Origin of the sequence: Halospeciosus flavus, assembly GCF_029814175.1 — an archaeon.
Classification (GTDB): Archaea; Halobacteriota; Halobacteria; order Halobacteriales; family Halobacteriaceae; genus Halospeciosus; species Halospeciosus flavus.
Map to the genome: position 1 here is coordinate 19763 of NZ_CP122314.1, position 24449 is coordinate 44211.

Genomic DNA, 24449 nt, shown 5'->3' on the forward strand with positions numbered 1-24449 from the left:
TACTTGTCGGGGGTCGACCCACGAGGTATGGCCTTGCGGACGCCACCGCTACGCGACGTACACGCCGAGCACGGGGCGCGGTTCACGGAGTTCGGTGGGTGGGAGATGCCCGTCGAGTTCGAGTCGATCCGCTCCGAGCACGAGAGCGTCCGGGAGGACGCCGGTATCTTCGACGTCTCCCACATGGGAGAGATCGAGGTGTCGGGTCCCGACGCCGAGGCGCTGATGCAACGACTCACGACCAACGACGTGACGCTCCTCGACGTCGGCGACGCCCAGTACTCGACGATTACCGACGAGGAGGGAGTCGTACTCGACGACACCGTGGTCTACCGGATGCCCGCGGACCACGACGCCGACTTCCTCTTCGTCCCCAACGCCGGCCACGACGAGCAGATGACCGAGCGCTGGGTGTCCCACCGCGACGAGTGGGAACTCGACGCCGAGGTCCGCAACGTCACCACGGAGTACGGCATGGTCGCCGTCCAGGGTCCCGAGGCGCCCGGCAAGGTCGTCGACGCGGCCGCCGACGACGCCGACCTGCTCGACCTCTCGAAGTTCACGGCGACCGAAGCCGAGGTGGCGGGCGTCGACTGCTGGGTCGCGCGCACCGGCTACACCGGCGAGGACGGCTTCGAACTCGTCTTCCCGGCCGACGAGTCCGAGCAGGTCTGGCGGGCGTTCGTCGACGAACGCGACGTCGAACCCTGCGGACTCGGCGCGCGCGACACGCTCCGCATCGAGATGGGTTTCCTCCTCTCCGGACAGGACTTCGACCCCGAGGAGAACCCCCGGACGCCCTTCGAGGCCAACGTCGGGTTCACCGTGAAACTCGACACCGAGTTCGTCGGCCGCGACGCCCTCGAACAGCAGAAGGAAGAGGGCGTCACCGAGCGCTTCGTCGGCATCCGCCTCGTCGACCGCGGCATCCCCCGCCACGGCTACGACGTCACCGCCCCCGAGGGGCAGGTCGTCGGCGAGGTGACCAGCGGGACGATGAGTCCCACGTTGAACGAACCCATCGGCCTCGGCTACGTCGACACCGAGTTCGAGTCCGGCGATATCGTGAACGTCGTCGTCCGCGGCGACGCGAAGAAGTCCGAAATCGTTACACCCCCGTTCCTAGAGAGATAACCCATGAGCTTCGAAGTGCCCGACGACCTGTACTACCTCGAATCGCACGAGTGGATTCGCCCCGAAGACGGCAAGATCGGCATCACCGACTTCGCGCAGGACGAACTCGGCGACGTCGTCTTCGTCGAGACGCCCGACGAGGGCGACGAGATCGAACAGGGCGAGACGTTCGGCGTCGTCGAGTCCATCAAGGCGGTCTCGGACCTCTACGCGCCCGTCAGCGGCGAGGTCACGGCGGTCAACGACACGCTCCACGACCAGCCCGAACTCGTCAACGAGGAACCCTTCGAGGGTGGCTGGATGCTCGAAGTCGACTTCGACGAGGACGACCTCGACGACCTCCTCACGCCCGAGGAGTACCGCGACCAGATCCAGTAGAACACTCCCGAATCCGGCCCGCTGCCCCACAAGACCTATCCTGACAGCGACTCGACCTCTCTTCGATGGTTCCGACGCGCCGCACCCTCCTCGGCCACGGGGGTGTCGCCCTCGGCGCCGTGCTCGCCGGGTGTAGCGGTGTCTTCGGGTCGGAGTGTACGCCCGACCCGGCACTGCTCGACCCCGCATCGTGGCCGTTCCCGCGGGCCGACCCCGCGAACACCGGGCACGTTCCCGCCCGTGCCGCCCCGCCCGACCGGATCGAGTCGCGCTGGACGGACGAGGACGAACGACTCGATCAGACTCTCGGGATTCCGCCACGGCCGACCGTCGCCGATGGAACAGTCTTCTTCACGTACGAGCGCGCCGGCGAGGAGGAAATCGGACCGGTCGTCGTCACCGCGTTCGACGTGGATGGGGACACCGCCGCTGGCGGCGAGAACTCCCGTTGAACCCCGCCGACACCGACCTCCACCCGCCGGTCGTCGCCGACGGTCGCCTCTTTCTCCGAACGTACCCGAAGGGCGACGACCGTCCGGCGGTGGTCTCCTCGATACTGCGACGGGCGAGACGCGCGCTCGCCGGTCGGGCACCGTCGAGACGCCGCCGACGCTCGCAGCGGGGCGTCTCCAGTACGTCGAGAGTGAGTACGCCGACGACACGGAGACGGCCGCTGCGACGGCATTCGGCCCGTCGCTCGACCACGTCTGCTGGCGGACCGACCTCGACACCGGTTCTCCCGTCCGGGTCCGTGCGCCGGGTGTCAGCCCGCGACTGGTGTTCTACCCCATCTCTGTCGGCGACGAACACGCTGTGTTGGCACTCGACGCCGCGAGTGGTCGACCCGAGTGGCGGACGGTACTCCCCGGCGCGCCCGAACCGTTCCCGACCGTCCGTACCGACCGCGTCTTCCTCGGTGCGAACACCGGCGAGAATCGGGGGACCGTCGTCGCTCTCGACCGCCGAACCGGCGCTGTCGAGTGGCGACGGAGTTGGACGCCGACGCGTTCGTCGGCGCAGTCACGAACTCGACCGTCCTCGTCCGTGAAGGGACCGACCTCGACAGGGAACCCGACGCCCTCGTCGCTCGGGACGCGGCCACGGGGCGAGTCCGGTGGCAGGTCACGACGGACGAACGGACGGAGTTCACGCTCCCGACGTCGGCCGGCGACGCGGCTTTCGTCTGCCGCACTCCGTCACACACGTCCGTCGATGCGCCGGGAACGCTGGAGCGATACGACCTCGCCACCGGCGAGCGTACCGCGACGGTCCCGACGGCCGACGAGTGGGTGTCCGCGCCCGTGGTCGGCGACGGATACGTCGCCATCTCCACGGACCGCGGACTGCAAGTCTTCGGCTGACGCTGTGCTTCGCGGTATCCTGTAGTACTCGACGGGCGAAGTCTCGCCACACTCACACCTGCGGCAGCGGCCGACTGTCCGGTCTCCTCGACGGCACCGCTGCTCGGGTGGGTGTGGAACTGGAGTCGGCGACGGTCGCTAAAAGATGACTGACGGCAGTCGTCTCACGCGTTGTTCATCCGGGTCGCCGACTCCGTGCCGCAGGCGCGACACTCGGCGACGCGGTACGGTTCGCGCGAGAACTCGGCGTTCTCGGACTTCGAACTCTCGGTCCGAAGTTCGATAGAGACGGAGTGAGCCGTCTCCTGACCGCAGTTCTCGCACGGCTCGGTCATTCCGTCGGAGTGGGGGGTTTTACTCGCCATCGGAACCGCCTACTACTGTGTAGACAGCCATCCCACATTAGTGGTGGACCTAAGCAACCAGGCTCCGCCGTGTTGGGTGCGCCGGTGGGTCCGGCCGCGGCCGGCGACGCGAGCGCGGCCGGACTGTACGCCCCTGCGGGTTCACCCCCCGATACGCCGCCGACCAATACACGGACGTGTGTATCGACTGCCCGTTCCGGAACCGGGAGTATCATATTCTCGCATTCACAAGAGGTGCACATGCGACCCGCACGGACGTCTCTCTCAGGTGATACCGCATGAGCGGCGGACGCCGGGACGGGAGTCCCTACGCGCCACACGACCCCAACGAGACGCAGGCGATGCTCGACGCCGTCGGCGCCGACTCGGTCGAGGAGTTGTTCGACATCCCCGAGTCGGTCCGGTTCGACGGCGACTACGGCATCCCCGCGCGCACGGAACAGGAGACTCGTCGCGACGTCGAGCGCCTCCTCGGTGCCAACGACGACCTGACCGAGTTCCTCGGCCGCGGCCACTACGAGCACTACGTCCCCTCGCTCGTGGACAATATCTCCCAGCGCTCGGAGTTCATCACCTCCTACACGCAGTACCAACCCGAAGTCACCCAGGGGTTCCTCCAGGTGCTCTTCGAGTACCAGTCGATGCTCGTCGAACTCACGGGCCTCGACGTGGCCAACTGCTCGATGTACGACGCCGCCACGGCACTCGGCGAGGCCGCGCTCCTCGCCGAACGCGTCCGGAGTACCTCCGGTGACCGCGTCCTCGTCCCCGAGGCGCTCCGCGCCGAGCGCAAGAGCGTCCTCGAGAACTACGTCGATGGCTCCGACCTCGACGTCGTCGAGTACGCCACCGACGACGGCAACGTCGACGTCGCGGCCCTCCGCGAGACCGTCGACGGGGACACGGCGCTGGTGTACGTCGAGAACCCGACCACGCGCGGCACTATCGAGGAGCACCTCGCCGAGGTGGGGAAATTGCCGACGCGAACGACGCGCTGTTCTGTCTCGGCTCCGACCCTGTCGCACTCTCCCTGCTCCAGCGACCGGCGGACGTCGGCGCGGACGTCGTCGTCGGCGACGCCTCGGTCCTCGGACTGCCCGCGAGTTACGGGATGGGACTCGGACTCTTCGCCTGCCGCGAGGAGTACCTCCGACAGGTCCCCGGCCGACTCGTCGGCGCGAGCGAGGACGCCGCCGACCGCCGCGCGTACACGCTCACCCTCCAGACGCGCGAACAGCACATCCGCCGCGAGCGCGCGACGTCCAACATCTGTACGAACCAGGCGTGGGTCGCCCTCCGGACGGCCATCCACGCCGCGTGGCTCGGCGCCGACGGCCTCGTCGACCTCGCCGAGCGCTGTGTCGAACTGCCCCGCGACCTCGCGGCCGACCTCGACACCATCAAGGGGTCAGAGCGCCGGTCCACGACCGCCACCACTTCCGCGAGTTCGTCGCCCACACCGACCAGCCCGCGAAGGCTATCGTCGACGACCTCCAAGCGGAGGGATTCGCGGTCCACGCCGTCGACGACCACGAGGTACAGGTCTGTATCACCGACGCGAACGAACACGCCGCCGACCGACTGGTCGCGGCCTTCGAGGAGGTGGCCTGATGCGACACTACGACCAGGCCCGCTACCACCAGGACGACGAGTACGAACCGCTGCTCGCGGAGAAGGACGAGACGACCGTCGAGGTCGACGACGACTCCCCACTCCCCGACGACCTGACGCGCGACGAACTCTCGCTCCCGTCACTCTCCGAACCCGAACTCGCGCGCCACTACGTCCGTCTCTCCCAGGAGACCTACGGCGTCGATACCGGTCCCTACCCGCTCGGGTCGTGTACGATGAAGTACAACCCGAAGTTCACCGAGGACGTCGCCGCCCTCCCCGGCGCGCAGGTCCACCCGGACCGCACCGAAGAGAGCGTGCAGGGCACCCTCGGGTTGCTGTACGGTCTCCAGGAGCAGTTGAAGAAGATCGGCGGGATGGACGCCGTCACGCTCCAGCCACCCGCGGGCGCCGCCGGCGAGTTCGCGGGCATCCGCCTCGCGAGCGCCTACCACGAGGCCAACGGTGAGGGCGACCAGCGCACCGAGGTCGTCGTCCCCGACTCCGCCCACGGGACCAACTTCGCCACGGCCGCGATGGGCGGCTACGACGTCGTCGAACTCCCGAGTGACGACGACGGCCGCGTCGACCTCGACGCGCTCGAGGCCGCGGTCGGCGACCAGACCGCGGCGCTGATGCTCACGAACCCCAACACGCTCGGCCTCTTCGAGCGCGACATCGAGACCATCGCCGAGACGGTCCACGACGCTGGAGGCCTGCTCTACTACGACGGCGCGAACCTCAACGCCCTCCTCGGGCGCGCTCGGCCGGGCGACATGGGCTTCGACATCATGCACTTCAACGTCCACAAGACGTTCGCGACGCCCCACGGTGGCGGCGGTCCCGGTGCCGGACCCGTCGGCGTCGCCGAGCGCCTCGCGGAGTTCCTCCCGACCCCGCAGGTCAGGGAGACGGAGTCGGGCTACGAGTTCTTCGAACCCGAGAACACGGTCGGGAAACTCCACGGCTTCGTCGGCAACTGGCTGGTCCTCGTGAAGGCCTACGCCTACATCGCCCGCCTCGGCGACGAGGGACTCGCGGACGCCGCCGCGAAAGCGGTCCTCAACGCGAACTACCTCGCCGAGCGGGTGCCCTACGAGGTGCCGTTCGGCCCGTTCCACCACGAGTTCGTCGCCAGCGCCGGCGACCAGGACGCCGCCGAGGTCGCGAAGGCGATGCTCGACTACGGCGTCCACCCGCCGACGACCAAGTGGCCCGAAATCGTCTCCGAGGCACTGATGACCGAACCCACGGAGATCGAGAGCAAGCGGAGCCTCGACGACCTCGCCGACGCCTTCCGCGCGGTCGCCGACTACTCCGACGAGGAACTGGCGGAGGCGCCCACGCGGACGACCGCCCGCCACATCGACCAGACGAGCGCCGCCCGGAACCCGCGTCTCTCGTGGCACGCCCTCGACGACGTGGACGACACCGACGAGTAGCCCCTCGCGGCAGCCACCGCCGCCACCCCCGCACTTTAGGCAATCCTTATTACTCGATAGCGGCTGAGTTAACAACATGACCGTCGTCAGCGTCTCGATGCCCGACGAACTCCTCCAGCGCATCGACGAGTTCGCGGAGGGCCACGGCTACACCGGCCGCAGCGAGGTCGTCCGGGAGGCCGCGCGCAACCTCCTCGGCGAGTTCGAAGACCAGAAACTGGAGGACCGCCCGCTCATCGGGGTCCTGACCATCCTCTTCGACTACGAGAGCACCGCCGTCGAGGAGCGAATGATGGGCCTGCGCCACGAGTACGAAGGCCTCGTCACTTCGAACGTCCACAACCACGTCGGCGACCACTACTGCATGGAGTTGTTCATTCTCGAAGGGTCGCTCACGGAGATCTCGGAGTTCGTCGGTCGCGTCCGCGCGACGCGCGACACGCTCACCGTCGACTACTCGGTCATCCCCGTCGACGAGTTCGGACCGACGCTCGACGCGTAGATAATTCCACATACTCGGCGACCAATATTAAGGGCCGAGAGGGCGTACTTCCGGTAGGTGCCCGCACATGGCGAAGGTGACCGTTCGGCTCCTCCACGACGACGGCGTCTCGGAGGCCGACAGACGACAGGCGAAACGCGCGCTCGAAACTGCGACGTCCTCCCTCCCCGACGGCTACCTCGGGGTGGGCGAGTCGCTGCGCTACGAGGGACCGTCGCTCAACGTCCTCGACCGACAACGACTCGCCGACACCGTCGACCAGTGGCTCCGCGAGCGCTTCGAACCCGGCGCGTGTGACGACACGGTGTTCGTCCACCTCGTCGACGCGAGTCCCCTCGAGTACCTCACCGACGTCCCCGGTGCGAAGAACTTCCAACGGCCGCTCGGGGCGGGCTACTCGGACCGCGTCGTCGGTATCGAGGGTGAGCACGGCTACAGCCACGGGCTCGCCGTCGCGAACACCTACGTCTCGGCGTTCGTCGCGCTCGCCCCCGTCCCGTACGACGGTTCGGACGCCGTCGGCGTGACCGCCGTCCACGAGGCGGGGCACGCACTGATGGCCGGCGTGGAGGGGTCCGAACACGACCTCGGCGTCGAGCGCTACTACGACACCGAACGCCACCGGGCGGAGGTGACGCCGATGACCTACTGGTACGACGAACAGCTCGCGACGTGGGCGCGCAACCCCGTCGCCGTCCCGCCGTCCTGCCCGGTCGACCCCGAGGACCTCGTCCGCGGTACCGAGGAGTTCGCCGAGGACGCTCGCACGGCCATCGTCGAGCACGTCGACTACCACTTCGGGTAGCACACGGTCGCGCTCTGTCTTTCGCTCGACGTTCCGTACCGGCAGGTGTCCGCACTTTCGGGATTCTCTATCGCGAGATAGTGTTTACAACTGTCGACGGATCGCCGTCACGGACGGTCTCCGCCGCGAGCGGCCGCGGGTGAGACGGTCGTTCCTGAGGCGCTCGTGGAGGTCGTCCCCATCAATCGACGACTAGCACCGTCGCTGTGGTGGGCGTCGTGCGCGCGGGGTGAGAAACGGGGGTCCCTTCGACTCCGGGCGGGTCGGGAGTCGGACCGACGAAGTTCGAGTGCCGTGGAGGAAAGTCCGTCTTCAGGCCGCGCTGCTGTCGATGTCGCCGTCGATTCGGACGAAGCCGTAACCGCACTCCGGGCAGTACCACTTCGTCTTCAGACCGAGGTGGAGGTGCGTGGCCGCCGCGCGGTAGAAGGTCTGCTCCTCCTCGCAGTTCGGACAGCCGTGGTCGAGTTCGCGCATAGTCGTGTGTCGAACGGGCACGCTGTTGAACGTACCGGTCCGGACGACCGATTCGGAACCAGGGCGTCGGAAACGTTCGTCGCGCGGACATCGATAAACTGGTCGCTGCGATACGGAATCAGTCGGTCATCCCGAGCTGTGCGGGGACCGGGCTGTCGTTCTCGCGGCCCCGCGCTTCGAGGTCGGCCTGTTCCTCGGCGTCAAGTTCGGTGTAGTTCTCGGCGGCGTCGAGTGCCATCTTGAACAGTTTCGGGTCGCCGGGGTTCGTGATGGTCGTCACCTCCTGGGAGAGCGCGTAGTTCGCACAGTCGTTCATCGCCTCCTGGGTGTCGTAAGGCTCGTACCACGTCCCGTAGTGGCGCTGGTCGTAGGGGAGGTCCGCGGGCCAGGACCCTTTCGCGAACGCCTTGAGACCGATGGTGCCGAGGTCTTCTTCGGCGGCGCGTTCGAGTACCTTCCCGTAGTCGTAGCGGGCGTCCTCCTCGGCCTTCCCGAGGACGGTGAAGTTGAGCGGGAACATCACGCTCTCGAGGTCGGGGATGCGGTCGATGGTGTCGAGAACGAGGTGCGGGTGGGCGTGGCAGGTGAGGCCGATGTGGTCGATCTTCCCCTCCTCTTGGGCCTCGCGGAAGGCCTTCAGCGCGCCGGGGTCGTCGGTCTCGCCGGTGATGGTGTCGAGTTCGGCCTCGCTCTCCAGGCCGTGGAACTGGTAGAGGTCGATGGTGTCGACGCCGAGGCGGTCCAACGAACGTTCGAGTTTGTGTTTGGCGCCCTCGTAGGTGCGCTCGACGGTCTTACAGCCGAGAAATATCTCCTCGCGGTGTTCGCGGAGTTTCGGGCCGAGTTTGAGTTCGGCGTCGCCGTAGTCCGGCGCGACGTCGAAGTGGTTGACGCCGTGGTCGAGGGCGAGTTCGACGGTCTGGTTCGCGTCCGACTGTTCGAGGTAGTCGAGGAGGTAGGCGCCGAACGTGAGGATGCTACTCTCGTGGCCGGTCTGGCCGAGTGTGCGTGTCTCCATACGTGCACGTGGGACGGGCGCACGACGTGAATGTGTGGGCCGTTCGCCAGGCAAACGACTTAGTGGGTCTCCGCCCAAGCCACACGTATGGCAGACGACATCGTTCTCTACGCACTCGACGGCTGTCCGTACTGTGAGAAAGTCCACGACGCCCTCGAAGCGGAGGGAATCGACTACGACACGCGCTGGACCGAGGGACTCCACTCGAAGCGCGACGAGGTGAAACGTGTCAGCGGACAGCGCGGCGTCCCCGTCATCGTCGACGAGGAACGCGGCGTCGTCATGCCCGAGAGCGACAACATCCTGGAGTACGTCGAGAAGACGCTGGCGTGAGGGTCGAGCGATGAAGATATACACCGGCCGCGGCGACACGGGCGAGACCGACCTCCGGGACATGTCTCGCGTCTCGAAGGCGAATCCGCGCATCGAGGCCTACGGCACCGTCGACGAGGTTAACACACTCGTCGGCGTCGTCCGACCCACTGGGTACGACGACCTGGACGACTACCTCGAACGCGTCCAGAACCACCTCCACATCGTCCAGGCGGACTTCGCCAACCCCGACCCCGACGAGGACGACCCCGTGATTCGCGAGGCCCACGTCGACGAGATCGAGGGGATCATCGACACCGTCGCCGAGGAACTCGAACCGCTCCAGTCGTTCGTCCTCCCCGGGGGGAGCGAACCCGGTGCGAAACTCCACCACGCCCGCGCGGTGTGTCGACGCGCCGAGCGTCGGGCGGTCGCCCTCCAGGGCGAGGAAGACATCAACGACACGGCAGTCACCTATCTCAACCGACTCTCCGACGCGCTGTTCCAACTCGCCCGTCTCGTCAACGAGCGCGAGGGCGTCCCCGAGGAGAACCCGACCTACTGAGACGCGAGTCCGACGACCGCTCGCTCCGTCACGTCGGCGTAGCCGCCGAACGTGAGTTTGAGACCGGGGACACCCGTGAACGTGAGGGTCTGGAGCGCGAGCATCGGTCGCTCGGGGTCCGCCCCGAGTCGCGAGAGTGCCTCGTCGACGGCGTCCATGGCCTTCGCGGTGTCCTGGACGTCGAGCGCCGAGCAGAAGCCACCGACGGGGGCGGGTGCGTCAGCGACGACGTCGCCGTCCGCGACGACCGCCCACCCACCGCCGAGTTCCGCGAGGTGTGCGACGGCCGTCTGCATGTCGGCGTCGTTCGTCCCCGCGACGAGCGTTCCGGCGGCCTCCCACGTCGTCGTGGTGGCGACGGCGCCCTCGTCGAGTCCGAGACCGGTGAGGAAGCCGACGAACGAGCCACGGTCGGCGTCCGGGTGGCGGTCGACGAGCGCGACCTTCGCGAGGTCGGCGTCGGGGTCGGCGTGGAGTTCGCCGTCCTCGGCCGGGGGCGCGACGCGCGTCTCGGTCGTGATGAGTCCCTGCTGGTGGTCGAGTGCGCGGACCGACCCATCCTCGTCGGCGGCGTCGGCGGGGACGGAGAGCGTGCCCGCCGCGAGAGGGCTGACGGTCCCGTAGACCTCGTCCGGGTACTCGTGGACGCGCGGACTCACCGTGAGGTCGTGGGTGTCGAGGACGACTTCGCCGTCGGTGACGACCGTCGAGACGTCGACCGTCTCGAAGTCGCCGTCGTCGGTCCGGAGGTCTTCGAGGACGACGATGTCGGCGACGTTGCCCGGCGCGAGCGACCCGCGGTCGTCGAGGCCGTAGTGGCGTGCGGGTGTGAGCGTCGCCATCCGGAGCGCCTCGGGGAGCGAGACCCCTTCCTCGACCACGCGTTCGACGACGACGTCCACGTGCCCTTCGTCGACGAGTTTTCGGGGCCACATCCCGTCGGTCGACAGCGAGAGTTCCGCGGGAGAGAGTCCGTCCGTGGCCGCCTCGGCGAGGGCCTCGACGTCGTCGCGGACGGAGCCGTAGCGGCCGATGGCGTGGACACCGTTCTCGACGCGTTCGCGGATCCCCTCGGCGGAGATAGCCTCGTGGTCGTTGTCGACGACCGAGGCGAACGCCTGGAGGAGGCCTCGCGACAGCCAGCGCCGTGGCCCGCGATGGGGAGGTCTCGCTCGCGAGCGCGCGCGTGTAACTCTTCGACGTCGGCTATCGTGTCCCCTCCTTCGCCGACGGCGTGGATCCACCCGATCTCGCCGACGCCGACGACGCGGTCGTCGTCGAGGAGCGCTGCGAGGTCGTCGACCGAGGCGGTGGCGTCGGTGAAGGTGTCGACGAGCGGACCGGGCGGGACCGTCGCGCGGACGGTTACGGGGAGGTCGTCGGTGGCGTCGAGGAGGTGGCGGACGCCGTCGGCGCCGAACGCCGAACCGAAACTCGCCGCCTCCGTGACGACGGTGGTGGTCCCGCCGCGGATGGCGTAGTGGTAGGCCGACTCGAAGGTCTGGTGGAGGTCGAGGTGGGTGTGCGCGTCGATAAAACCGGGGACGACGGCGCGACCGGTCGCCTCGACGACGTCGGTCTCGGGGCCAATCATCGGGTCGGGGTCCTCGGGGAGCGCGGCGACGCGGTCGTCGACCACGGCGACGGCGACGTCGTCGAACGCCATCGTCTCCGGGCGGAAGACCCGCCCGCCGCGGACGACGAGGTCGGCCGGCTCTTTCCCGAGCGCGACGGCTCGGCGGTCGGTCACGGAACCACCCGCCAGCGAGAGGGCGTACTCATGGGTGGGGAGTGAAGCGGCAGGTCAAAACAGTTTGTGGGCCGTCGGTGGCCAACCGTCGGAGCGTCCGGGTGGACGCCAGGTGGGACAGACGGTGACGGGCACGAGACCCGTCCGAGTGGAGCGGCGGAGCAGTGGTGGGACGACAGCCGGCCGCTCGGGCGCCGACTGATGCCAACGTCGGCGTGGTTTTAGGTGTGCCTAACAACTCCAAAAGCCTTCCGGTTTAGGCTAACCTAAACACTGGTCGCCCCACAAGGGTTTTCGCTACTGCCAGCCTACTTCGACGTATGGATCCGCACTTCGAAGACGCCCGTCACCACCTGAAGCGCGCCGTCGAGTCCGTCCGGAAGGGTGCCGAGAAGGAAGCAGAGAAGCTCGAAGAGCGCGTTCGTGAGGTGACCGGCAAGGAGGAAGAACCGGAGCCGAGCCGACTCGAGAAACTCCAGGAGGAGATCGAGGAACTCGAAGAGAAAGTCGAGGGCGAGACGAAGGAGGCGCTACAGAAGGCACGCGAGCGGCTCGGCGACTATCGCGCGAAGGAAGAAGGGCAATAAGACAGCCTTAAGTTCTCCCTTCGACTACGTGAGTGTAGCCTCGGGCCGGTGGTCTAGTCCGGTTATGACGGCTCCTTCACACGGAGCAGGTCGGCGGTTCGAATCCGCCCCGGCCCACTTTCTGACCTGCTGCGACTGAAGTCGCAGCAGGCGGCGGGTTCCTTAAAAGGAACCCGCATCCTGCATCTCTGAAGTCATTAGGGAGCTGATGCGGGTACGCGCCATCACGGGGTTATCGTGAAGGAACGGTTCTGACTATATAAATGTCAGCTACATCTGGGGCTATGATAGCTGGTAAATTTGAAGGAGAGCGCGTCGGCTAGCCAAGGGAACGCCAGACCGCGCGCAAGTGAGTGGACTGGTTTATGGATATCCGATATGGGATGGGTATTGGATATCCCTATAGCTAATAGCTATATGTACATGTGCCGGGAAGTTCTATAGCTAATCAAGATTAGCGGCTCTACTGAAAGCTCAGCACTTGCCAAGAGTGACGTGCTGAATACAGCGTGCGTGTCTTGCAGAGGTATTCGGCCTGAAGTGGCTGGTAACTACACCTGTGTGTGTCTAAACGCGCGATCTAGACTCCACCCAGATTTTTGTTCACACAAATATGACATCAGTGTGTAGTTAACACATGCCTCGAGTAACTGTCCGCGTTGAGGACGAACTGAAAGAGAAAATGGATGAACAAGAGCAAGTCAACTGGTCAGAGTTCATCAGGCAATCAATCAGGGAACGGGTATCCGAGTCGGACCGACGGCAGATTCAAAAACTAGTCCGGGAATACGACGGAGACCTCCCCCGGCTTTTCACGCTCTACATGTTTGCCGAACGAATCAGCAAGAACCACATCTATGAGACGATGGAACGACTGTTCGATGAGGACCACGACAAGTTGGTCGATGATGTAGAGAATGATATCGACGAACTCCATCTCCCTAAGATGTATAAGAAAACTCCGGACGGCGAGCGGTACAGCGACCTCATCATTGAGGAGGTGGAAACACTCGCCGGTGATGCCATCCGTACCTATGTCCGCGACAGAATCGCGGAGGCCCCCGAGGTAACCAAAGAGGGAGTGAGTCTTTTGCCCCACTTCGTACGCAATCGGAGGAACGATGACGGCACGTCCCTCAAACAACGGGGGTTAACTCGTACTTGGTCCATTCGCTCTAATTCCGATGTGAATACTGACCGGCTTCTCGGTACCGGGCTTGCGTTTGCAGACTATTACAGGTCGAACGCCTACAGCTATAGCACCTACCGCATCCCGGGGTATGCACTCGATATCCTTGACGAACTTGAACGACATCCGACGCAATTCAAGGTCCCGGTTTCACACCCTGACACCGAAACCGTAGCGAAACTCAAACAATCTGAGGCTTTCGATGTATTCCTCAGTTGGATGGACGGGATGACCAAGCGTATCCCCAAACACGGCGAAACGGAGGAAATCCAAGAGTTCCTTAGCGACTACGATCTGATGATTGACCAATTCGAAGATATGCGTAAGCAACTGATTGAGAACAATATGCTGGTGCTGGAGTACAGTCCGCATAGATCCAGTACTGGCAGTCGAAGCTCACTTCCCGCTCAATGGAAATATCGTACGTGTTTAGCCCCGTCTGATTTCGTCACTGTCTCGTAGGTGGTGGCCTGTGACAGATACATGGTCTGTCAGCAGGGAGTCAGTCTACATTCTCAGGGATGGTCTCCGCTGCCCGGAGACCATCCCGTCGGCCCTGCTGTCGTCGTTTCGAGGTGGAATCGATGAGCTGGGACGATCTCTCCAAGGACGAACTCCTCTCGCGGTTTCTCCAGATGGAGGAGCGAATCGACAAGCTGGAAGAGAAGATTGCCCAGAAGGACAAGCGGATCGAGGAACAGAACGAACGGATCGAAGAGCAGCAAGAGCGGATCGAAGAGCAGCAAGAGCGGATCGAAGAACTCGAAACACGTCTCCGGAAGTACGAGAATCCACACACTCCACCCAGTAAGCGACGGTCGGGGACCGACGAGTCCCCGACCTCGCAGGACGACGAAGACGACGATGTCCGAACTGATGGTGGTACTCCCGGTCGAAAGGACGGTCACAACCCGGAGTGGCGCTCTCCGCCCGATCCTGATGAAGAAATCGAGGTCACCTCTGACTGTTGTCCCGAGTGTGGCGACCACTTCGACGAGTCGGTGGGCGTCAGCCCCCGACTCGTCGAGGAAGTCCCGGATCCACAGCCACCAGAAGTCACCCAGTACAACCGACACCGCTACCAATGCGACTCCTGTGGAACTGAGACGGTTGCGACTCACCCCGACTGCCCCGATGAGGGGCAGTTCGGGGTGAACGTCATCGCGCAATCTGCCCTGTCACGGTACGATCACCGCCTTCCCTACCGGAAAATCACGGACCGCTTCGAGCAACTTCACGGACTCGAACTCTCAGGTGCATCCGCGTGGCACGCGACCGAGCGCGCTGCGCGCGCCGGTCGCTGTGAGTACGAGCAGATCCGTCGAGAGATTCAGGAGGCTGAAATCGTCCACGTTGACGAAACCGGCATCAAGCGTGACGGTGACCAAGCGTGGATCTGGACGTTTCGGACGGACGAGCATACGCTGTACGCGGTCAGAGAGAGTCGTGGGAGTGATGTTCCCGCGGAAGTCCTTGGCGAGGACTTCGCGGGAACGGTCATCTGTGATGGGTGGACGGCGTATCCAGCGTTCAGCAGTACGCTTCAGCGGTGCTGGGCACATCTTCTCCGGGAGGCTGAAGACGTTGCTAGTGACCACGAGGAGGCAGAACCGGTGTACCGGTATCTCAAGCAGATGTTCGTCGGTCTCCAGTCGTGGCTGGAGACCGACCCAGATCCTCGTGCGAGAGCACAGATGCATCGAGCGTGTCAGGACGGCCTCAGATCGCTCGTTGAGCGGTCAGTGACCGACGAACCAGTGGCAACACTCCTCGGGAAGATCGAAGGTGGACTCGACCACTGGCTCACCTTCGTCGGTGAGCCAGCGGTCTCCCCGACGAACAATGCCGCAGAAAACGCCCTTCGTGAACCTGTTGTTCTCCGGAAAATCATCGGAACACTCCGGAACGACCGTGGCATGTTCGTTCACGAGACGATCTTGTCCCTGCTGGCGACGTGGCGCCAGCAGGGACGCAACCCATACGAGGAACTTACGCGGGTTGTCCACGACAACGAAATGATCTCACGAGAGCAGACTGTGCCGGTTGTTGAGACCTCGGGGTAAACACGTACGAAATATCGATTCACTGAGCCAGCACAGCAGCTCACCGATGAATTAACCGGTTAATGTCCACACATACTGTACGTACCTCCTGCTACATACAGAGGGTGCATCCATCACTCCAGATCGAATGGAACAACTGCCCGATATAGAAAGTACCCGAAGAGCACTGGAACTGTTGGTGGAGACGATCGCGTATCCGTTAGCTCGGTTCACGGATGAACGCGAGTACCTTGTCGATGAACTCCTTCGTCTCTGTACCACTCATTTTGTGTCCACCCTCTACGATCGTAATCCGGATGTTCGGGAGGGCGTCATCAACTGCCTCTATCGCGTCTGAGCGGCGGGGAACGCATATTTCGGCGTCCCCAGTTGGAGACCGACGGATCCTCTCAGTTCGAGTGGGATTCGCCCTGTAGAATGCTCGAAAAGCGTCACGTGGATTGCTCGTCTGCTTCGGACAAGCCTTCTTCCGTTTCTTCCGCCAATTCATTCAGAAACGTGTCCTGATACTCACCGTCAACGACCCGGTGCGCACGAACCTCGTAATTGAGATGCTCTTGGCCATACTCCGACCGATCCAGCGGATCGTCCATGTACCGAAAACACTCAACGAAAATCAAGCGAGGGTGCAACCGACCACGCTGATTCAACTGGACGACATCCACAGTATTCCAGACATCCCAGTCCGTTTCTTCCACAAACCGATTGATTACGTCTTCCAGATACTCCTCACTGGCTTCGTAGTTGGCTGCCCCACCAAGTTCGGCATCATACGTATCATGATGGGCTGACGGCTCAGCTAGTCGAGACGGCACCACCGGCGCGGACACACCGTGTTCATACTCACGGACATAAGTACGTAAAGACATCTGGTACGTTGATATCGTCCAGTGCACAGAGAGCAGCATCACGAAGTTCGTCAAGCGTTTCGAATAGGCGGTTGCCGAGTGATTGATCGAGTTGTCGCCAGCACTCTTCCGCGGGGTTCAGCTCTGGTGAACCCCGCGGAAGGTAACACAGTTCGATCGGAGTATCTTCAACGAACTCTTGGACTCTGTTCGCCGTGAAATACGAGGCGTTATCGAGGACAACGCAGATTTTCTCGCCGAACTCTGTCTGGAGTGCATCCAGAAGACGAATCGTCGTGTCGCTGTTGAAGTTTTCCTCGCAGGGGAGAAAGAACGTCTCATCAGTATCGCTGACTGCACCGAGAAGTTTGATGCTGTCCCACGCGCCCGTCACCGGGAGTGACGGGCGCTCACCCTGGGAAACCATGCGTGAATCAGTGTCGAGAGAACCTGTCGCGTCTGATCAATGGCTAAGATCGTGTATTCGTCGTCCAGGTTGTCGCGCTTTTTTTGAACCCGTCTTGCCATGCTTCCTGTGCTCTCTCATCGGATTTGTGAAACTCCGGCCGGGCTGTCTTCCAGGACAGCCCGGCCTCGGTCATCAATCGTCGAACGTGACGCTCACAGTACTCAACGTCGAATTCCTCGGCGAGATAGTGACGAGCTAGTGGAACAGACCACGCAGGCGCGTCAAGTCCAACTTCCTCTGGAGACTTGTGAAGCGCTTCAACGAACTGTTCATGCTCTTTGTCGGAGAGTTTTGAGGGCCTTCCTGAACGGTGTTCGTCGTAGACGACCTCCTCGAACGGCTCGTCGGCAAGCCGTTCGAGTCGATCAAGCCACCGCGAGAGCCAGCCAGCAGTGTATCCATAGCGTTCAGCGACCTCTTGTAGCGTCGCACCGTCTTCTTCAAGGTAATTGATCGCCGCCATGAGCCGTTGTGACGGCTTTTTTCCCTCGACCTCCGCCAAGACCTGGCGGAGGTCTTCGGTAGAGACGTTGTCGAGAGAGGTCATATCGGAGTAACGTACTCTTCTTTGAAGTATTTTTGGCTGACAGTATAAGGAAGTTCCAACTGAAGTAGTGAGCGAGCGGATGAATGTGACAATACCAGTTAGAGAAGCACTATGACAAGAGGAGCGAGAAAACCAAGATGGACAAACGTAGACGTTACCTCGAAGGACGTAACCACTCAAGCAAATTCTGAGACCTTGTCTCCAGTCCAATCCTCCAAATCAACAACACCTATAAGATTCGGCTAGCCGGTCCGGTGAAATTGCAAATCACTATAGTTAGCTGGACTTCGTCTGAGACCCTGTAATAACACCCAGATAGTGTTGCTATAATTGTTGACTCTTACCTATCTATAATTAAGGCGATAGTAGCGCCGAGTAGCCAAGTTACTATTAGCAAGGATGAGAGTCGGTACTTCCCAATCGAGGATTCGGAAGTCGAGTTGAGTTGGTGTGAGCCGTTCAATCTCGGAGCAGTAGCTGAGTGAATCGAAGCATCGGTCTGAATTTGAACAGAGACAGTGACAAGAACGGTTGTCAAAGCGGTTTTTGACGAGTGCTGCTGCTGACGACTCGCTGGCCCGAGGCCGCGGGCTGGCCGTCAGCCCGCGGCCGGGCCGTACGTGTCGGGAACGCCGACACCGTTCATTTCGATCTCCCACCGCCGCTCTAACTCCGCTTCCAGCTCGTGGCGAATCCAGTCACAGAACGTCTGGAACGTGAACTGCTCGGGCAGGTCGCGCCCGCCCCGCCGTGGGCGGGCGACGACCGCCCATCGCAGCACGAGCCACAGGTTCTCCAGCAGGAAGCTCACGATCACGAACGCAAACCGGACGATCGGGTCTTGTGTTGTCGTTGTTGCTCGTGCTTGGCGAAACAGCCGGTAACTCGTCTCTATTGCCGACCGTTTCCGATAGCGTCGTTCGACTTGTGTAGGCGTGCGATCTCCGAGATCGCACGCCACGTACCCACGAACGACCTCGCCATGCTTACCTCGGTCACCGTTCTGGTAGGAGACAGAGACCGCGAGCGGGAAGCGCAGTTCCCGCTCGCTTCCTTTGTACATGCGATAGGTCGTCATGTACGAGCAGTGCGTGGCGAGCTTGTCCTTCATCCGCTCACCCTTCTTTTGGACAGGGATCACCGTCGTCGCTGGTCGCGTGCGCGACGAATTACCCGTTCGTTGTAGAAGCCGCGATCAGCGAGCAAGAGATCGATTTCGAAGGGATAGGTGCCGACGCGGTCGAGGACGCGCTCGACCGCGTCGGCTTCCTTCTCGTCGCTGCGGACGTAGGTGAGTGCCAGCGTCACTGGCTTCCCGTTCGAGACGACGTACGCGGTACAGTAGCGGTGACAGGTCGTGGTTCCGTCGGTTGGTGTGGTTTTGCAGAGTTCACCACTGTCCTCGTCCGGAGAGCCGTGATAGGGGTTATCGACGAAGTCAATGGAGACGATTCTCGACCGGTCAGGGTCGAGAATCGTCAGAGCGAGATGGCGAAACAGGAGGTTAGCGGCCATTTCGAGCTGGTGACGCTGGAGCGTATGGAGCCACTCCATGACGGTATCGTCGCAGGGCGTGTCGTCCGTCTGGGACGTGACCTCCCAGACGGACGACTGGTTGACGCTGGCCATAGTGACGACAGGCCAGATATCACCGGAATCGAGGGGCGAGCCCTCGATTCCTTCCATCGGAAGCTGTCCAATCACGTCAGCCGCTACTTCTTTCACATCTGCTGCCGAAAGTACACCGTCCGGTTCGGGTAGTTCTGCACACTTCTGAACCGGACATCCTCCTCAATCAGAGCGACGCTTCAGCTCCGCTGCTCACGTCGGTTGGGAAGTACCGAGAGTGGGACTAGAAGTTCACGGCTGTTCCAAATGGGCTGTAGATAGATAGAGGCCAAAGCCCATACAGTATACATAGCCGTTCCGAGAGCTGTGTATTCAGCTAATTCAATCAGACGTTTCTCCTTCCACCATGAGAGCAATAAATTGATCTTATCTTTTATAGTAGCAAGCGAGGTGTTACTCATCCACAATAGCATCAGAATTACTTCGGTGGGAATGTCCTTCAATGCTCGGAATATAGATAGTGTCGCTACGTGAGATTTTTAACAGTCAGTAGTGTTGTTACTGATATGTCGGGGTCAACCGCACTCCCCTTAAATTTAGTATATATTATACTTCTTTTAGTTCCCGGGTTAGTTGGGCTAGATTTATATCTTATTTCGTCAAAGAAGGTTGGTGGCTTCAATCGAGTACAACTCTTAGTATACAGTATTGCTGCGAGCCTATTCTCTATTGCCGTATTGTACTTTTTGACGCCGTTTTATATGGACCATTTCATAAGTTCATATTCAGGTTACACAAGTGGTGTCTCCTTTGCTCTGTTGAATAGCTGCTGAGTCATGGTTAGAGCGGCTCACAGAGAGACTCTATGTTAGTAATGGCGAACATGAGGACGATTTCACGGAACTGTCGATACCAGTCCAGCGCTCGCACGGCATCGCCGAGCGAGCGCTTCGTCGTCGAATATGAAGTCTCAGCCATCCAGCGCTGAGAGTAGCCTTTTGACCGGATAAGCGCGTTGTTTGCGGTTGCCATCAGTGACGAACCGCGGTAGTGAACGAGATACTCAAGATCCAGCGCAGCAATCTCGTATTCGGTGTGCCAGTCCTGAAACCCGTTATCGGCGGCGACAGTATGCAGATCGTCCGCGTTCCGGCGGACGATCTGCGGACCAGTTTTCGTATCATGCCTCCATTGGGCGTGACACTGCACATCGAGAACGGCAAGTGACTCCGTATCAGTCAACGTCGTCACTTTGAGCGTTTCTACCGATCGATCAGACCGCGTACGGTAGTACGCTGAGGCGTGGCCACGGTCGAAGAACGTGCTATCGAGGGCGACGTGACCAGACTGCGGGTGTTGCTGCGCTGAAACGCGCAGCAACGCCCGCCAGACCCACATTTTGAACCGATCGAACGACTTGTTGAGTGTGGTGAAGTCAGGGATATCTCCCTCCTCCAGATCGAGTACCTCCAACAGTGCCGTCATGTACTCCAGCCGATTTTCCGTTTCACGGAAGCTATGGCCCTCTTCACGCCGGAAACAGTGAATGACTACGTGCTTCCAGCGGGCGAACCCGCCGCTGGCGGGCTCGCCCGCGTGCTTCCCCAACGCTTGTTTAGCCAGGTGCCGACACTTTTCCACGAAGTCGAGGATATCGACTTCCATAGGTCAGAATCGATTTCCTCGGCTTCATCCTTCTAAACCTGTGATATCGGCCGATAAAATCGCTATTCAACAGAGCAGTCTCCTTAGCCACTGAGAATAGCTTTCAAAAGCTGGAAGTTCGGGACTTAGTCACACTTTATGGACTACACATTATATCATGCAGCTGTCTGGGACTGGTCGCTGGGTTTGTTAACCGTGAAATTTTGAACCCTGACGAAGAACGAGATCGACGAGAACCATGGGCATATCTATTCGACGAGGAGACTCATAAGTCTGAATTAGTTGAGGTTCACCTTTCGAATGACGACCAAGAGGTCATCACTGGAAGATGGGAACGAAAAACATGGTCAGAAGATAAGAGGGAGCTGTATCTCCAAAACCCACAATACTGTCAAATTGAAGATTATCAACAGGACTTAGAAACACTAGAAGACGTCCTTGAGACAGAAGTTGGGCGTGGTATCTACCTATCACCTGACGAGATTGGTAGAGTGGTGCTATCTCTAGATGACCCCGGAACGAGGGTTAAAGGCACAGATCAAGATACCGAAATCGTTGATCAAGAGTCGGATATAGAGTCAGAGATTGAGGACATCATTAGTGACTTTGAGCAGTCTGCATTTGAAACTCCAGATCAAACAGACCTATCTGATTGGAGAGAAAGCGAAGACTCAGCGGACCAAGAACCAAATTCAGATGATGAGAATCCGAAGAACGATACCAGTTAGCGATATCTAATTCGCTATTCTTCGCGTATTCAGGGTACTTATTGTAGACATACCGAAGAACGCGTTCAATCGGCTGTTGATTGTACTTCTTCTTGACGTCCTCCGATTTGTCAAGGAGATCTTTGCCACCTCGTTTCTTCAGAAGACCTTTCCTTACCAGCTCCTGCCCATCCTCCGTTAGAGAATAAATATATTTCTCGTTCCCGCTCCTAGTCGTTTGAATGGTCTTCTTGATGTAACCACGATCCTCCAGCGTGTCGAGAACATCCATCAATTCCTTCGAATAGGGACCGTATTTGTATGGTTTAAATTCAAATCCATCATCACCAGACACGCCCTCATCCTTCTGTGCTAGAAAGACAAGCTTTTGCAACCGCGTTATCCCCTCAATCTCTCTCCCTCTGTCAACGTACAGGAGAGCGAGCGGCAAGAGTTTATTATTAACCACGGTTGATCCCCTCACAAATTATTCTCTGGTGTAAGGTAGTTCATCTCCCGTCCATAAATAATTGGCTCATCAGACAAGGCAACTATATGGTGTGTGCGCGTCAGAGAAGATCCTCTGTCCCGCTTGATTCACCGCCACCCATATCGGCACTTTCTGACTTAGTCGGAGTTTGACTTCGCTTCTCGTGTGCTTTCCGCCATTGAGACGTGGCCGGAATACTGTCTGCTCCGTGCTCTGTATGCCGCTCTCGGACCTGAATCAGTACTGGAGTATTCATTGCGTCGCCCGAAACGACGGCCTGTCCCGGAGTTAAGCCCGGAAGCTCTCGAAGAACCTCCTCGCCGGCGGCTTCAACACTCGTCCTGATTGCCTTTTGATCCTCCGGGTTCTTGATCTGCATCGTTACCTGTGTCCCGCACTGTGAGAGGACGTCTGGATCGATTTTCGACGGCCGCTGGCTGATGATTCCGATTCCGAACCCGAATTTCCGACCTTCAGACGTAATCGTCCGCATAATCCCGAGCGACGGCGCGTCGCCGGCCGCCGGCGCGAACCGATGGCCCTCCTCGAAGAGAGAGAAGAGCGGATGCTCGATAACCTCGCCGTCGTAATTCGGGTCGTCTCCACGGTTTCGAACTGCAGCGAGACAAGCCTGATAGAGGCGTCGCAGGAGAACGGTCGCAATCATCTGCTGGTCGCGACTATCGAGTGTATCCATCTGCAGAACCGTACAGCGACCGGGGGAGACGAGGTCATCTAATGGAACGTTCGCGTCCGTGGTGAACAAGTCGTTCCGTTGGATCGATCGACGAAGTCGCCACTCAAGGGCACCAACACTCGAGTCATCTTCTCCATACTGGTTCCGCATCTCTCGCAGAAGCTCGTCGATACCCCACGTCCGAGATTCTCGACGCTGCATCGCACGCCACCCGCCGTCGAGTCGTTCCTGCATCCGGTCACTGGGGTTGTCGAGAATAGACATTACGTCGCCGACGCTGAGTTCCGAGATACGGATGCGGAGATTCTCCGGGCTGAAGTACTCAATTTCTGGTTGGTACCCGTCCCCGCTGAACGTCTCACTGCCACGCATCTCGCCAAGAGAATCGTACTCACCGTGTGGGTCGAAGACGAGGAGCGATGCCCGAGAGTCAGGCATCATCATCTCCTCCATCAGGACACCTGCTGTGTACGACTTCCCCGAACCCGTCGACGCGAGAATCGCGAGGTGGGTCGCGGCAAACTCGTTGATAGGAAGATGGATGTCGACAGCGTTCGTGTCTCGGTTGAGGAGCCAACCCATGTGGGCGAGGCCGTCCTTACTCTCGACGTCGACTTGACTCAGGGCGAGATTTCCTGCCGTGTCGGTGGCCTCGTCCTCGTCGACGCCAATATTCGGCAGGATGGCTTCGAGCATCCCGTCAGGCGCGGTGTGAAGTCGGGTTCCCGGCCGAGGAGCTGACGTGGATTGGAGAATGTCTGCATGCGGGTGTCGTAGAACCCGATGACGGTCGCCTCCAGTCGATAAAGGTCGATGTCGTCGGTAGGAACGCCGAGTGTCGCTGCAACCGTCTCCGGCGCGACGTTCGGGTCAGCCATGAACGTGTCCGGGAGTCCGCGCTCCTGTTCACGGTTTGTGACTCGCGCGATGACGTCCCGGTCTGTCCCTTCGACAGAGACAGTGTATGTGATGAACTCGCCGGTCTTCACTGCCTGTTCGTCCGGTGTAACAATCAGGAACTCGTTCGGTCCTTCACCGGGACCGGCGACTGTCCCGATAAGGTCGCCTTCGTGTTGAGTCGGAACCGAGTCGAACGAGCTCATCGCATCACCCCACGGTCAACCGACGACTGCCACCGCACGTCTCTCTCCAGAACACTCAGGACTCGCTGATGCTCCTCGCTCGAGAACAGGTCCTGAAGGCGCTCGATGAGTGCGAGTGTCACCTCGGCGCCGAGTGAGCCAGCGATGTCGAGGAGCCGCTCCATATACGCGAGTTGTAGACTGCCTTGCTCACCTGTGTGGAACGTGCGGGTCACCCCATCAGGGCAGTTCAGGACGATATCGTCAACGGAGAGGGTCCAGCGTGGTATCTTGTGATTGGGTGACTCGATAGACCCGTCCTCAGTAATCCGGGCAGTGCCGAGCAGTGCGACACCCGCGAGAGTCGTTCGTTCCTCGACGTATCCGGGAGTGAACTGCTTCTGGTCGCTCTGTGCAAGTCGAGGCCCTGAACGCCCTTGGTCCGGATCGACGAGTTGGGTGTTATAGATGACCCCCATAACTGCGTACTCGTCGCCGTCGACGGTTTTCCGGACGAACACAGGCTGTCCGAATCCGCATTCGTCTGGTTCCGGTGGACGCTCACGGTCGGTTTCGTTGAAAATCTCGACCGTGTAGTCCATGTGGTCGTTCGAGTTAACGATACTCCCGATGGCGAGGCAGTCGTCCACGCTCTCGCCAGTACTGGGTGTGCTCATGTGCTCTTGTAGCTAACTGTGGGCATAACGGCTCCACAACCGTAATTGCAGAAACTATTCTCAGGAAGGCCAAGTCGCTCGCTCGACCGCATAGCGACCCCCGAAGGGGCGGCGACTCTCGCTGCTCGCGGTCCGGCTG

22 protein-coding genes, 1 tRNA gene and 4 pseudogenes are annotated in these 24449 nt (G+C 61.1%); 15 read left to right on the plus strand and 12 right to left on the minus strand.

Annotated elements, in window-relative coordinates:
• Window positions 1-27 precede the first annotated feature (27 nt).
• The 4 genes from gcvT to P0Y33_RS19200 all read left to right on the plus strand — a co-directional run bounded on the left by gcvT (window position 28) and on the right by P0Y33_RS19200 (window position 2898).
• On the plus strand, window positions 28-1134 hold the full coding sequence (gene gcvT / locus P0Y33_RS18560; protein WP_279528524.1) for a glycine cleavage system aminomethyltransferase GcvT: 1107 nt from the start codon (window positions 28-30) through the stop codon (window positions 1132-1134).
• A gap of 3 nt (window positions 1135-1137) precedes the next feature.
• Complete coding sequence (gene gcvH, locus P0Y33_RS18565; RefSeq protein ID WP_279528525.1) at window positions 1138-1512, plus strand: glycine cleavage system protein GcvH; 375 nt, start codon at window positions 1138-1140, stop codon at window positions 1510-1512.
• Window positions 1513-1577: 65 nt separating this feature from the next.
• On the plus strand, window positions 1578-1964 hold the full coding sequence (locus P0Y33_RS18570) for a hypothetical protein (RefSeq protein WP_279530378.1): 387 nt from the start codon (window positions 1578-1580) through the stop codon (window positions 1962-1964).
• Window positions 1927-2898, plus strand: a complete 972-nt coding sequence (locus P0Y33_RS19200) for an outer membrane protein assembly factor BamB family protein (RefSeq protein ID WP_382268808.1) — start codon at window positions 1927-1929, stop codon at window positions 2896-2898. Before P0Y33_RS18570 ends, P0Y33_RS19200 begins: the two co-directional genes overlap by 38 nt.
• A 139-nt stretch (window positions 2899-3037) precedes the next feature.
• On the opposite strand, the gene P0Y33_RS18580 is transcribed toward P0Y33_RS19200, so the two are convergent.
• Window positions 3038-3238 carry a DUF7835 family putative zinc beta-ribbon protein gene (locus tag P0Y33_RS18580; RefSeq protein ID WP_279530380.1) on the minus strand — a complete coding sequence of 67 codons (201 nt, stop codon included), beginning with the start codon at window positions 3236-3238 and terminating at the stop codon, window positions 3038-3040.
• Window positions 3239-3516: 278 nt separating this feature from the next.
• Between P0Y33_RS18580 and gcvPA the strand changes: the two are divergent.
• The 4 genes and pseudogenes from gcvPA (at window position 3517) to P0Y33_RS18600 (ending at window position 7598) form a co-directional block, all read left to right on the plus strand.
• Window positions 3517-4849: pseudogene (gcvPA, locus tag P0Y33_RS18585) on the plus strand (aminomethyl-transferring glycine dehydrogenase subunit GcvPA).
• A complete protein-coding gene (gene gcvPB, locus P0Y33_RS18590) occupies window positions 4849-6291 on the plus strand; it encodes an aminomethyl-transferring glycine dehydrogenase subunit GcvPB (RefSeq protein ID WP_279528527.1) in 1443 nt (480 codons plus the stop codon). Before gcvPA ends, gcvPB begins: the two are co-directional and overlap by 1 nt.
• 76 nt (window positions 6292-6367) lie before the next feature.
• Window positions 6368-6793 carry a CopG family ribbon-helix-helix protein gene (locus P0Y33_RS18595; protein WP_279528528.1) on the plus strand — a complete coding sequence of 142 codons (426 nt, stop codon included), beginning with the start codon at window positions 6368-6370 and terminating at the stop codon, window positions 6791-6793.
• A gap of 67 nt (window positions 6794-6860) precedes the next feature.
• A complete protein-coding gene (locus P0Y33_RS18600; protein ID WP_279528529.1) occupies window positions 6861-7598 on the plus strand; it encodes a hypothetical protein in 738 nt (245 codons plus the stop codon).
• 312 nt (window positions 7599-7910) lie between these two features.
• On the opposite strand, the gene P0Y33_RS18605 is transcribed toward P0Y33_RS18600, so the two are convergent.
• Together P0Y33_RS18605 and P0Y33_RS18610 are read right to left on the minus strand one after the other, a co-directional pair.
• A complete protein-coding gene (locus P0Y33_RS18605; protein WP_279528530.1) occupies window positions 7911-8075 on the minus strand; it encodes a DUF7838 family putative zinc beta-ribbon protein in 165 nt (54 codons plus the stop codon).
• A gap of 118 nt (window positions 8076-8193) precedes the next feature.
• On the minus strand, window positions 8194-9093 hold the full coding sequence (locus P0Y33_RS18610; RefSeq protein WP_279528531.1) for an aldo/keto reductase: 900 nt from the start codon (window positions 9091-9093) through the stop codon (window positions 8194-8196).
• A gap of 87 nt (window positions 9094-9180) precedes the next feature.
• On the opposite strand from P0Y33_RS18610, the gene P0Y33_RS18615 reads away from it, so the two are divergent.
• On the plus strand, window positions 9181-9426 hold the full coding sequence (locus P0Y33_RS18615) for a glutaredoxin family protein (protein ID WP_279528532.1): 246 nt from the start codon (window positions 9181-9183) through the stop codon (window positions 9424-9426).
• A gap of 10 nt (window positions 9427-9436) precedes the next feature.
• On the plus strand, window positions 9437-9970 hold the full coding sequence (locus P0Y33_RS18620; protein WP_279530367.1) for a cob(I)yrinic acid a,c-diamide adenosyltransferase: 534 nt from the start codon (window positions 9437-9439) through the stop codon (window positions 9968-9970).
• Here P0Y33_RS18620 and P0Y33_RS18625 read toward each other — a convergent pair.
• A complete protein-coding gene (locus P0Y33_RS18625) occupies window positions 9964-11214 on the minus strand; it encodes an adenine deaminase C-terminal domain-containing protein (RefSeq protein WP_279530366.1) in 1251 nt (416 codons plus the stop codon). The genes P0Y33_RS18620 and P0Y33_RS18625 overlap by 7 nt on opposite strands.
• A pseudogene (locus tag P0Y33_RS18630) lies at window positions 11160-11636 on the minus strand (amidohydrolase family protein); the annotation flags it as partial. The pseudogene P0Y33_RS18630 and the gene P0Y33_RS18625, both read right to left, overlap by 55 nt.
• 404 nt (window positions 11637-12040) lie before the next feature.
• On the opposite strand from P0Y33_RS18630, the gene P0Y33_RS18635 reads away from it, so the two are divergent.
• The 4 genes from P0Y33_RS18635 (at window position 12041) to P0Y33_RS18650 (ending at window position 15559) form a co-directional block, all read left to right on the plus strand.
• Complete coding sequence (locus P0Y33_RS18635; RefSeq protein WP_279530365.1) at window positions 12041-12307, plus strand: DUF7553 family protein; 267 nt, start codon at window positions 12041-12043, stop codon at window positions 12305-12307.
• Window positions 12308-12349: 42 nt separating this feature from the next.
• Window positions 12350-12424, plus strand: a tRNA-Val gene (locus tag P0Y33_RS18640).
• A 520-nt stretch (window positions 12425-12944) separates the two neighbouring features.
• A complete protein-coding gene (locus P0Y33_RS18645) occupies window positions 12945-13958 on the plus strand; it encodes a ribbon-helix-helix domain-containing protein (protein WP_279530364.1) in 1014 nt (337 codons plus the stop codon).
• A 122-nt stretch (window positions 13959-14080) separates the two neighbouring features.
• Window positions 14081-15559, plus strand: coding sequence for an IS66-like element ISNpe8 family transposase (locus tag P0Y33_RS18650; protein WP_279530381.1), 1479 nt, complete (start codon window positions 14081-14083; stop codon window positions 15557-15559).
• Between the two features lie 431 nt (window positions 15560-15990).
• Here P0Y33_RS18650 and P0Y33_RS18655 read toward each other — a convergent pair whose 3' ends face one another.
• From P0Y33_RS18655 to P0Y33_RS18670, 4 genes and pseudogenes are all read right to left on the minus strand, one after another.
• Window positions 15991-16389 carry a hypothetical protein gene (locus P0Y33_RS18655; RefSeq protein ID WP_279530382.1) on the minus strand — a complete coding sequence of 133 codons (399 nt, stop codon included), beginning with the start codon at window positions 16387-16389 and terminating at the stop codon, window positions 15991-15993.
• 13 nt (window positions 16390-16402) lie between these two features.
• Window positions 16403-17423 (minus strand): annotated as a pseudogene (locus P0Y33_RS18660) (IS630 family transposase).
• A 598-nt stretch (window positions 17424-18021) separates the two neighbouring features.
• Window positions 18022-19148 (minus strand): annotated as a pseudogene (locus P0Y33_RS18665) (ISH3 family transposase).
• Between the two features lie 684 nt (window positions 19149-19832).
• Window positions 19833-20657, minus strand: coding sequence for an IS5 family transposase (locus tag P0Y33_RS18670; RefSeq protein ID WP_279527070.1), 825 nt, complete (start codon window positions 20655-20657; stop codon window positions 19833-19835).
• A gap of 203 nt (window positions 20658-20860) precedes the next feature.
• Between P0Y33_RS18670 and P0Y33_RS18675 the strand changes: the two genes are divergently transcribed.
• The gene (locus P0Y33_RS18675; protein WP_279530387.1) at window positions 20861-21385 is read left to right on the plus strand and encodes a hypothetical protein; all 525 of its coding nucleotides are present in this window, start codon (window positions 20861-20863) and stop codon (window positions 21383-21385) included.
• A gap of 548 nt (window positions 21386-21933) precedes the next feature.
• Here P0Y33_RS18675 and P0Y33_RS18685 read toward each other — a convergent pair.
• The 3 genes from P0Y33_RS18685 to P0Y33_RS18695 are packed head-to-tail and all read right to left on the minus strand — an operon-like array spanning window position 21934 to window position 24283.
• Window positions 21934-23247 carry an ATP-binding protein gene (locus tag P0Y33_RS18685; RefSeq protein ID WP_279530383.1) on the minus strand — a complete coding sequence of 438 codons (1314 nt, stop codon included), beginning with the start codon at window positions 23245-23247 and terminating at the stop codon, window positions 21934-21936.
• Complete coding sequence (locus P0Y33_RS18690) at window positions 23172-23654, minus strand: hypothetical protein (RefSeq protein WP_279530384.1); 483 nt, start codon at window positions 23652-23654, stop codon at window positions 23172-23174. Before P0Y33_RS18690 ends, P0Y33_RS18685 begins: the two co-directional genes overlap by 76 nt.
• Complete coding sequence (locus tag P0Y33_RS18695) at window positions 23651-24283, minus strand: hypothetical protein (protein ID WP_279530385.1); 633 nt, start codon at window positions 24281-24283, stop codon at window positions 23651-23653. Before P0Y33_RS18695 ends, P0Y33_RS18690 begins: the two co-directional genes overlap by 4 nt.
• Between the last annotated feature and the right edge of the window lie 166 nt (window positions 24284-24449).